This window comes from Persicobacter diffluens (genome assembly GCF_036244895.1).
Lineage (GTDB): Bacteria > Bacteroidota > Bacteroidia > Cytophagales > Cyclobacteriaceae > Persicobacter > Persicobacter diffluens.
The window spans coordinates 969,321-981,472 of sequence record NZ_BQKE01000002.1; the positions used below are offsets into that span (position 1 = coordinate 969,321).

Here is a 12,152-nt window from a genome sequence, read left to right on the forward strand (position 1 = left end):
CCTTATTTGATCAATATTTTGATTGCCTTATTGCCCGATGGCGCCATCATGCGCAGCACATAAATTCCGCTGCCCAGCGTTGGCATTTCCAATCGGTAATGGTAGTAATCCTGATTTTTAAAGTTTTCAGACCAGAGGATTTTTCCTTCTCCTACCTGTTGCAGGCTGAGGTAAATATCCTCGATTTGTTCCAGCTGGATGTCAATATCGAATCGGCCATCGCTGGGGTTGGGGGAAACGGTGAAATAGGTGCCATGGAAAATTTCATCCTCCGGTAAACCTTCTCCCGTATCGACGGCATAGCGGCCATTGGTCAGGCGTACTACCTCGACCTCTTTCACCCGGGTGGCCATACAATTTTCCTGTCGCGAAGTGAGGGTAATCACATGCAATCCACTTTCCCTGAATCGGATTTCCTGCTGATGCTCCTCCGCATGGATGATGTCCACCGCCGGCTGAATATCCCAGCTGATTTGAGTGGGCTCCGGATAAGTGATGTCCACCAGCATATAAGTTTGGAAGGCTTCCTCCGGGCTGGATTGCACCAGGAATTCTGCCGCTAAAAGATCATCCACCAATTCCAGCTGAAATTCCTGACTCGCCGGGCAATCCTTTTGATTCGTCACCCTTACCTGATAAGCCCCTGCTTCGGTAAGGCTGATTTGTCGACTGCTGAAATCCAGTCCTCGCTCCTCAGAGATCCAGCGAACCGTCTTCCAGGCCGCTCCCGCATCCAGACGCAAGGTGGTGCCTTCACAAATTTCCATGAAATCACTAAGCCCATCTATGGCCAGTACTACCGCTTCCGGATTCGTCAGTGTCGTCGAGCCTGTGGCCTGACAGCCATGGGCATCGGTGACCAGCAAGTCATAATCCCCAGCTGTAAGACCGCTGATCTGTGCCCCCGCCGGCTGGCCTGCCCATTGGAAATAATAGCCCGGCGTCCCGCCTTCTGCCAGGGCCACGATCTGCCCGTTGGCATCATCATGGCAGGCCGGATTTTGGGTATTGATCACAATCCCCAGCGGTGCGGGCTCTTCCAGGGTGAAGGTATTTTGAAGACGACAACCTTTCAGGGCATCAGCTACCGTCAGCTTATAAGTACCCGCAGACAGATTAACCGCCTCGGCTTCCTGCTGCCCATTCTCCCAGTCAAAAAGATAGGCACCACTGCCTCCGGCCACGCTCACCGCAATGGCGCCATCGGCTCCGCCATGGCAATCCGGCTGCTGATATTGCACCGAAGTAAAGGTCAATGGCGCTGGATCGTATAGTCGATAAGCCGCTGATCGGGCTTCACATTGTTGTGCATCCCGTATTTCCCAATAATATTGCCCGGCCATAAGCCCGCTGATTTCAAAAGCCGCCAGCTGACTATTCCAGACCGCCTCCGCATCAGGAGGTAAATTCACCACCTCATAAGGAGCAGTTCCGCCGGCAGGCTGTAGCAGCATGCGCCCATCTGCCATGGCCGGACAGGAAGGATCTTCTCCTTCCAGCACTTCCGCCGTCAGCAATTCAGGGGCCAACACTTCTACCATCAAATCTGCCCTGCAGCGATTAGCATCCTGCACCAGTGCCTGGTACATCCCTTTTCCTAAGCCGTTAATGCTTGCGCCCCGACGGCCATTGGACCAGCTGACCTGGTAATCGGGAATTCCCCCGGCAATATCCAGCGCAATGGCACCATCCAGCGCAAAGCGACAGCTGGCAGGATCCACACTTTGGGTATTCACCTGCAGGGCGGTGGGCTGCTGGTCGAAAGTAATTTGTTGGCTTAACTGGCAACCATTTTGATCTTCAATATTCACGGTATACTGACCTACAGGAAGTTGCGTCGCCCGGGCTCCTGCCTGTCCAATTTCAGGCCAGAACACTTTATAAGGGGCCTTCCCACCCTGAATGCTGATCAATATGCTACCATCTGCCAGGCCATAACAGCTTGGTATAGTTTTCTCAATTTGAATAATTTCCAATGGCATTGGAGGCAATATCTCAAAGTCTGATGCTACCATACAAGCGCTTTGCTGCTGATCCATCACCCTGAGTTGATAGGCGCCCGCAGGCACGCCTGAAAGTTGAAAATCAGTGCCTACCAATTGTTGATGATCCAGGGCATACCATTCTACGAAATACTGTCCGCTGCCTCCCTGAATCTGGAAGCGCGCGCCTCCGTCAGCAGCCGTAGGGCATTTGGGTGCGGTGGTCGTGATGGAAACTATTTCCATCCCTGCAGCTGACTTCATTTCGAATGCTTGTTGCTGACTACAGCCACTATTTTCAATGATTTCCAGCGCATAGGTTCCATCCGCTAAGCCGTGAATAGCCTCACCGACTGCCAATAGCTGTCCATCATGATCTTTCCATTGAATCGTCCGTATTTCTTCCGGCTGTCGATTCAGGATCACCACGCTGGCTTCTCCGTCCGCAGCCTCCGTACAAGTCGGCATGCTATGGCTCAGGCTGAACTTCAGCTCCGGACGAGCAAACATCTGCACCGGCGCCGCCTCCATCGCACAGCCTGCCGCATCCACCACTTGCAGGTGCACCGTACCAGCCGTTAAGTCCTCCTGCTGAACCGCTCCCGCCTGTCCATTCCAATAATATTCGTAAGGTGCCAGACCACCCTGCACCAGCGCCAATGCTTTTCCATCCGCCACTTCCGGACAGGAAGCCAGAGACAAAACATTAATGCCCACTTCCAGTCCGGGACGATCCTCCAGGCGAATGGCCAGTGGCTCACTGACACAGCCATACTGGTCTTGAGCGATGACGCTATACTGACCGGCAAAGGCCTGCTTTAACACCCCTGAATTTTCCGCTAATTCAAAATTATCCTTGCGCCAGCTATAGGTAAAGCTTTCGCCCCCGCCGCTGGCCCTTACTTCAATCTCACCGCTAGCCTTTCCACAGTCTGCCGGTACTTGCGCCACCCACTGAATGTCCAGCGGACTTCTTTCTCCCACCGTAAACCAATAGGTCGTGTCGCAACCGGTGGGCAGATGTAATAATTGTAAGGCATAGGTGCCGGCGGCTAAGCCTTCCACTTTATTTTCATTACTTTCATTGATAAGCCATAATGGCTGATAAATATTGGTATCTAAGTCTTCCAGCTGAATTGCACCCAATGTCTGACCGCAGGAAGAAGGCGTAATGCTGGTCTGCAGAGGACCGAAAACATGACCGACCTGCTGGGCATTAATGACCACATTGGCGATACCCGGACAATTCCCGCTCTGATCCCTAAACTGCAGGGCATAAGATTTATCAACCTGTAAACCACTGATCTCGAAATAGGCGCTACCGGCATCCTTCAGGCTTAATCCTGCCTCAGGTATCCATTCATATACGCCGGTTCCCCCCTGAAGCTCGACCTTCACACTTCCCACCGGCTGATCACAATAGGGCAGATCGACCACCGACCAGCTGGAGATCTGTGGTGCCTCCTTGGCCGCCAAATAAAATTCCACCCTTTCCACACATTCGGGTCGGCTGTTTTCGATCACTTCAAAAACATAAGCTTTGGCCTCCAGGGCACTGAGGATCCCCATCCCAGGATCAAAGTGCTCCGGCGCATTTAACAGCGTAAAATCATTCCAGCTTAAGGCTTGCCCGTCCCGATCTTTTAATTCCAGGGCCAGGCGGCCATCAGCGCCTTCACAAGCCGGCGCCTGCAAAACCGCCACTTCCACTTCAAAAGCCTGTGGGCTGGCCGCAATTTCTACCGATAAGGCTACAGGACACTGGCCTACGCCCATATCTTCCAAAACGTAATCGTATTTTCCAGCCTCCAGCCCTTGTAGCAGCCACTGGTTTTCAGCAAAGCGGGCTACTTCCCGCTCATCGAGTTTTAGAATAAAAGGCCCCACCCCATGCTCGATATTGATGACGGCTTCCCCACTCGCCTGTTGACAATAATCGGCGGCAATGGCCTGAATATTGGCCTGAGGCGCCTGATAAGGCAGATACAACGGTTGTGCCTGCGCTTGCGAACAGCCAGCGGCATCCTCCAGCAGCAATTGATAGGAATAGCCTACCGGCAAACCACTGATTTCGAAGGGACCTGCTTCGGTCACCTCCAGCTGATGCTGTACTTCTTTTATGTAATATGTTAAAGTAAAGGGTGCCGACCCACCGGTAATGTTACCTATAATTTTACCTAATTCGGCACCCATACAACTGACTACTATTGGAATGTTTTGGTCCTCAACCCTTAATGCTAAAGGCGCTGGCGCACTGACCGTAAATGAAAATTGCTGCCCATAGATAGGACAACCACTCATTTCATACCAGGCCCGCAACTCATACTCATCGGGCAAAAGGCGAAAGGTGCCACTGGTATTCTGGCTGGTAGTGCCATCCGACAACTTTTTCAATTCATAAGTAAAAGCCGCCGAAGCCGGAATATTCGTATGTTCATTCAATACCGGCCCGAAAGTCAATTCCGCCAGCTCCCCGGCACAGGGCAAGTCGAATTGCCCGTTCTTTTTCTCCAACGCGAAGGTATATTCCTCGCTGTTCAGGTCCTTCACTTCAGAAATGACTTCATTACAACCGGCCGCTTTCACATATTTCAATTGATAACGCCCCGGGAAATCGATATGGCACATTTTGCCCTGTGCGGATATTCCCCAGGTACCCAGACTACTCCACTGCACACTATTATCGGACTGAAGATGCCCCAGAAATAATTCTCCCCCGGCCAAATTCACCTGACCATAAATATCAAAGCCTTCACAGCTGTTCCCCCCCACCGAAAGGGAGTCCATAAAAGCTACCGCAGGGCTAATTTCCACCACGGCCTCTATATTCGCATAACGTTCGGAACACCCTTGCTCCTGCAAAAATAACTGATAACGACCGGCGGCCAACGCTTGTACTTCATAGGGGTGGGTGTCTACCGTTAAAGTCTGTTCGCCAAAGCGCTGCCCGTCCTCCCGAATCCATACAAAAGTCGTTGGCTTCACCAATTGGAAATTCGCCAGGCTGATTTGTCCGTCCGTAGCGCCGGTACAGGAAACCGGACTGGTCGCAGGCATGAGACTAAAGTTAGCAGTGCTGGTTTCTTCCACCACATATTCCTCTCGCGCCTCTGATATCGCCTGCCCATTGTCCTCTTTCCATAGACAACCCTGGCGATCCAGAAGCGTCAGCGCAAAATCTCCCGCTTTTAAATTTGTTGGCCCCTGCCAGCTGCTACCTGATAGCAGTTCCTCTTTCAAAATCAAATCCCACTGTTCCCGATTACTATCATTCTTGCGGTCCAACTGAAAATCAAAAGGCGCATGTCCGCCGGCAATGTCGACCACCTGTACCCCTCCGGTCGCTTCTCCGAAGCAAAGGTGATCCGCGAACTGAACCGTTGCAGTAATAGGCGCCGTCGCTAAAACAGCAACCAGCTCGTCATTTCTTTTCAAAGTATCCCCAACTACCCTGTTATCATGACCATCATAAACCTTGCTGATGGTATAATCGGCAGGGCTGGCAGTGTTGCACTGATCAAAGCTCACTTCAAAGGCATAGTTCCCTGCCAGTAGCACATCAGAAATCAAAACATCCGGTGAAAAATCAATCGCCTCAGTCCCTCCGGCAAAATACAATTGATAAGCCGCTCCGCTTCCACCGTATATGGATTTGATTTGAATTTTCCCATCCGCACTGTCATCACAAATGGTCGTGTAAACATCGGCTAGCAACTGAACAGGCGGATGATTCGGCATGATATAGGGCAAGGCGCTTGCTGCGTTTTCATCAAAAGTTTTGACCGCCTTAACCCAGCTGGTTTCCAAATTTTGATAGGAAGTATCGTCCATCGTCCAGGCTGGCCATGGAGATTTATCATCCTCATTCAGCCAGGCAGCCTCATAGGCCGTAAAATCTAGCCCGCCATAAGGGGCGTTATAACGATCCTTAAAGATCAGTGTCGTTTCGCCCTGTCCCATAGTAAAGGATTCCTCATCACTTGTCTTCAAAAAAGCCACCTCACCGGCCACAATGCGATAAGCAGTGGAACCTCCCAGCGCTACCTCATAGTATTTTTTCCCATTTTCAATAAATGGAATTCCCCCCTGAATATGAAAGGCCAATTGCCCGTCCTCATCTCCAATACAGCCCGGCTTTTGAGGCGCCAGATAGCTGATCTCCAAGGCCGGTGGAGCCATTAGTACGAAAGCCGTCTCCACGAAATAGGAATGGCGATCCTCCACTTTAAAGGAAAGCGCGCCCGCAGGGAAGTCTTTCTGATCACTGCTCACCTGAAAACGAGAACTGCTCCCCACCCCATTATCGGTGACCATCAGTTTAAGATTCCGTGAATTATTATCTCCATCCAGTATCGTTAAGGAATAAAACAATTCATTATTATTTTCATCCTTGGTCGGTATGCCGCCACTTATGGTAAAGTTTACCTCCCCTGTTCGCGCTAAGGCGCCCGATGCCGCTTTTACATGATAATTTTCATTCAAATGCGCCCCATAGTTGGTCACCACGAAAGTGTCAATGCTTAAGGGATCCGGTTCCTTCAGGCTGATGGGCTGCATCACCACATCGCCGCGGGTGTATTCATCATCCTGCCAGTATTCAGGATTAGCCACCGAAGGCTTTACAAAAAACTGATCATAAACCACCGCTAAATAGTCTCCGGCGGTTAATGTGCTAAAAGTATATGGGCTCCCGCCATTGTTTACAGCTTCCTGTAACTGCCAGTTCCCCTCGACCATTTGATATAATTCAAAGGTATAATTCGGGATACCATTAGCCGCGGTAATGGAGATGCTGCCATCATCGCCTCCATGTTGGGAAATTTGGTAGGATAAGCCGTAGTCGGAGGTCACGGCCTCAAAAGATAAGGAATCTGGTGCAGTAAGCGTAACCTCAGCCTTCCCCTCTTCTGTCATAAAAGTTTCGCAAGACTGTGCATCAATCACTTTATCCACGCCATAGGTACCATGGGATAAGCCCTGAAAAACAGTCGTCAGACCATCAGCGGTAATATCCTGTGAATTTGTAACACCAGAAATGTGAACAGCATAGGCCGGTACTCCTCCATTCGCTTTTACCTTAACCGCTCCATCAGTTCCATCATAACGAGAAACCTGATAGGCATCAAAAGCACTATTGATCTCAATCGCAGTAGTGATTTGGGCTGGTTGTGAAATATTGAATAATTCATTAGGATCAAGCAATGGGTAACCATAATAAGCCTGATCAAAATCCTCAATATTTTCGGTTAAGTAAATTTGATAATTATCTAAAGCCGGAACCGAAAAATCCAATAATCGAAGTTGCTTGTCCTCTGGAATAAATTCCACCAATCCACTGTAAGGAATACTTTCCGATTCAGGCCGGGCAGTGGAAACAGTCCAGCGAAAATGATCAAAATTCAACCCAAGGCGATCATCCGGCACATTGACAATCGCTGAAATAGCTACCTGCTCTCCATTACAAATGATATCAAAAGGATGGTTGGTGCCTTTATGCACGGTATAATCATCCAGTGCAAAGGGTTCAGGATTAGCAAATCTAAAGACTTTTGCTGCACCATTTTCTGTATAAAAACGAAGGTAACCGGGCATTGTTGAAGGGTCTACCAGCCAATCGCTTAATTTATCACTGCTGATTAAATCAGTATTTATATTGCTTTCCGAAGAGGAATCATACCAATATTGTTCTGCTCGGCGATTAGAGGGGTTTAACGCATCTGTTGGCCCTCGGTCAAAGGCGACTATATAATAATTTTCATCAATTAATAAGTTTGAAAATACCGCCTGCTCGTTTTCTATATGATCATAAGTAACAAAATTAAAAGTACCATCTGATTTGGCATGGATCAATCTGACTTCATGATCACCTAAAATCTTTTTATTTGTTTTTACTTGTATCGAAGTTTGGTAATGGTGGAGATCACTACTATAATAAGTTGGCGTCTCCACTATCACAGTCTCAAATGCAATTTGAGATCTTTTTTTGATATTAATCGTAACATTATTCTTGTAAAAGGAACGGCTAATGATATCATTACAAGCTCCGGCATATTCATTGACAGTCCAGTTAGTATATTCCCCAGGAACTAAATTCATGACCTTCCTTCCCAAAAATTGAAGCGAGTCTTTACCACCATCCCAAGAAAATTGTGAGGGAATATTGCTACCATCGATCAGTCGATCCTGAAATATTATTTCCCCATCACCTGCGCCATAATAACTTTCATCTTGGGTAAAATAGGTGATATCATCCGTTTTATAAAAGGAAATTGTACTTGTAAGGCTCGGTTTATATTCATACTGTAGCTGCTGGGCTTCATCAACAACTATAAATGTGGGTGAATATTCCCCCGGGGATAAATTATCAAATGAAATGGCGTTACCACTAATATTTCCATTTACGGAACATTCGCTAGAATTAACTGTCAACTTTCCACTTAAAGAATGTTCCGTCGAGAAACCCTCCGAGGAACCATCATCTATTGTATAGCTAATAGAACCGGTTGCCTGATCCAAACCAATGTGACTTTCAACCGGATTTTCAGCATAAATAAAAGGCGGATTTTTTGCTGTCAGTTTAATACTTGCCTGAGCTCCGGTGCAGGCTTCATAAGTGATTTCCACATTATTTTGCCAATCAGATTCAGAAGGTACAGCAGTGTATTCTTTCTTTATCTCGGGAGCAGAAAAAGTAACCTTATTGTCAGCATCAATATAAACATCATCACTTTCATTCTGCCAGGATGTCACACTAACATCATTAAGCTTAACCTCAACAACGGTATAAGAGGGAGGGGTTTCTCCGGTATAAGCGGTATAATTACCACCGGATAAGTCTAGGGGGAATTCTACTTTTGAAGCAAAAGTATTAGAAATTAAAGTTGATTTTGGAGTGGTAACAAGAAAGTCTTCAGTCTCTGAAGATGGTGTCTGCAGCTTGATTAAATCAGTACAACGAGTTGATCCTTGAACATTAAATTGAAAAAAAGTAATGGTCTTTGATTCCTCACTTAATTTAGTATACCGAAGCCTTAATCCATCTATTATTAAAGATTCTGGGAATGCTTTAGGATCTGTAAGAGCATCCTTTGTGACTTTAAAAGTTACGGAATGCTTTATTTCTCTATCTTTGTCATATAGATATAGCTGGCCAGTAAACGGCAGATCTATTGCATGATTAAAATCAAATACTGACCCTGAGTAACAATTAGAGGATTCATTATAAAAATTTAAATATTTAGATGATTTGAATGTACTGTCATTATTTGCTAAAACTGCACTTTCCTCTATCACAAAATAACTATAAGGTTGACTTATGAACCCACCCCTTGAAACAGACACTTGGATTTGTTTCCCTGGGTAATCAGTTGCCTTAATGAAATTTGAAGTGCTTTCAGAAGTGTACTGAATATACTTTTCAACCTTACCTGTCCCAATGTCTCTGACTTCAATAATCCATTTAAAATTACCATCAAGAAATGATGATTTTAGAAAGCTTGGTGCCTCAAACTGTACCTGATCACAAAATGGGGTTTGTCCAAATATTTTCCCACTTATAATAAACAAAACCAAGAACATGAAGAATTTCACCCCATTCATATTAATTTCCTTTTGAATAATTCCTAGCAACTAAATGAACATCAGGAATACGTGATAATTCATTCTCATCCAAATTTATAGTGCCTGTTGTTTCTATAAATAGACGCTTCAGGTCAGGGAATTCTTTTAAGTCAACATTCACTTCGACATCCTTACTACTATATTTATTTCTAAAAACAAGATGCTCTGTGCCTAATACCTCTGAAGTACGTGAGTGACCATAATTAAAGTTAATCTTAATAATTTCATCATTAGTAGTATTTGTTATACTATCACAATCTATTTTAAAAGATGAACCTTGATAACCGATATTTATTTCAGCAGACTCTGACACTATAAAATTTTTACTAGCTATATGAAAAACAGGTGTACTTATAGACGAAAAGGAAATTTCATCCGCTTCTATTATTTGAACATAAATACCTTTATAGTAATATCTAAATATAGAAGCACTTGTTGGATAACTCGATCCTGGGAGTAACCCTATTTTACAGGTGGAATTAAAACCACTAAACTCTTTTGTAAATTTAATTCGTTTATTAAAGAATAAAGAATAACTATTTTTCGAACCAATTTCATATCTAGTCACAAAATCCCAAATATCTAAATAATCATCGCCTTGTTCAATATAAAAGTCAATATTGAATGAATTGATGTTGCGAAAATATTCTAAACTAAAAAAAAGATCATATAGTGAATCCGAATCAAAAACTATATTAGGTTGCCACCAAGGCGGTGTACACCCTATAATTACGGGTCCAAATTTTGTAGGTACTAAATCCCATCTTGCGGAAACATAAAATGCTTGTTTATTCCAAAAATCTTCTAATTCCTTTTGCTTCTGAATGTATGAAGCTAATGATTCTTCGAACTTATTATTGTTTTCTATTTTTACTAAAACAGGGAACTCTTCCAAAGCTTCAAAAGAAGGATCAGATACTAAAATCCCATCGGTTTTGAAAGACCGCACCTGATAACTCAGCGCCCCAACCCTTTTGGGATCCATATAGGAATCCAGTCCAAATGAGGAATTACTTAAATCTACAGATTCCACCTCTGCGATCAATAACTGAAAGTCATTGGATGGAACTGCGAGATCAGAAATATTATAGGGAGAAAGGTCAACTGTGGCGATATAGCCCATTGAAGAGCCATTATCTAATGCCTCATCGGCATATTGATTAGAGGCCGTATAAAAGGTCAGTACATTTTTGGCTTCAGCATCCACCTTACTGTGATCTAAATAAGCTTGCATGCGAGCCATTTCCTTTTCAGAAACCTCGTAATATCGGTTCCCCTCCATATTAATATCTATGCTTCCAAAAGCTTGGTCTAGACCATACCAATGATGGAATTGCAAATCGTTCAACGACAAATTCACTTCTTCCAACTGAAATAAACCATAGATAGCAGAATCCAAATCCACTAAGCCCATATCCGACAAATCCAGCCCGGACACATAGCCTTCAGCATTTCTGCTTACCCGATCAGAGTCCCCGCTGATGCCCAGTTTTTCCAGGGTCTCCAGCTCCAAATCTTTTTCATAAGGCGGATTACCGGAAACCAAAACCTCACGTCCCGGGAATTTGGCTTTAACCTCCTGAATAATCTCCATATCCAACTGATTATTCCGCAGGTCAATGGTTTTACTGATATTCACCTCATACAGACGCTTATCCATAGCCGTCAATTCCAGTGCGGAAAAATCTACCGCTGTAATGCGCTGCTCATTAACCGTCACCCGGCTCTCCTTTTCCGGGGAACTTACCCCATAGCTCTCTAAGATGGTGTATAGGATTTCCAAATCCGTCTGCAGCTGTTGCTCCGCAGGAGATAGTTCGTCCTTTTGGCAAGCAGTGAGTATGGGCAAGGCAAAAAGGGCAAGCAACAGCCAACTGATGCCCCGATGGGTGGTGGGTAGATTTGAAGTCATCTTGTATATAGGTTAATTATTTCCGCTAATGCGGGAGAGACACCTATTCCGGCATCCCTATTAGTCAGTTGATTAAGTTTATAGTCAATTTATATTTTCAGATACTTCTCCTTACCAAAGTCAGAACTCAACATTATTAATCTGAATATCAGCCTAATGCTAAGAACGATGGTTTGCAAGAATATCATCCAAAAATTAATTACTGCAATTTAATGTAATAAAAGTATAATTCAGAATAAGGTTCAATAAGTAGCTATGTTTCTTTATTACAAGAATACAACAATAAAAACAAATTAAAATCACATAAAGCACTCACAAAACCCTCCAAACTAGACTTTTACGCAAACCACACCCCACTTTAGACTAAATAAATTGAGTATTTTCCCCTACAGACCTATGTAAGGTTTGATTAGTTTTAAAAGTCAAATTTTGAAACATTTTTCCTCAAAGCCATCTTCCCAAAAATAAAAAGGTGCTTTCAATAAAGAATTGATTAAGTCAAAACTATAATTTAAGATATCATATTGAACGATCGAATTACTCCGTGTTAAGAGGATTTATTTCCAATTTTTAGCCATGAAGGAATAGCCGATTTGTTAATGAAAGGGAGCTGAAGTGAAGGGGGCGCAAGCAGGAAT

The 12,152-nt window shown here is 44.9% G+C and carries 2 protein-coding genes; both read right to left on the bottom strand.

The genetic code is table 11. From position 1 onward, the window contains the following. Nucleotides 1–2: 2 nt before the first annotated feature. Nucleotides 3–8,732 (bottom strand): hypothetical protein, encoded by an 8,730-nt coding sequence (locus AAA970_RS18060; RefSeq protein WP_338238293.1) that lies wholly within the window; start codon nt 8,730–8,732, stop codon nt 3–5. An 850-nt stretch (nt 8,733–9,582) separates the two neighbouring features. Next, the gene (locus AAA970_RS18065; protein ID WP_338238294.1) at nt 9,583–11,514 is read right to left on the bottom strand and encodes a hypothetical protein; all 1,932 of its coding nucleotides are present in this window, start codon (nt 11,512–11,514) and stop codon (nt 9,583–9,585) included. Nucleotides 11,515–12,152 lie beyond the last annotated feature (638 nt).

Excerpts from the sequence above, each read along its gene's own strand:
- AAA970_RS18065 (WP_338238294.1), bottom strand. The coding sequence starts at position 11,514 with ATGACTTCAAATCTACCCACCACCCATCGGGGCATCAGTTGGCTGTTG.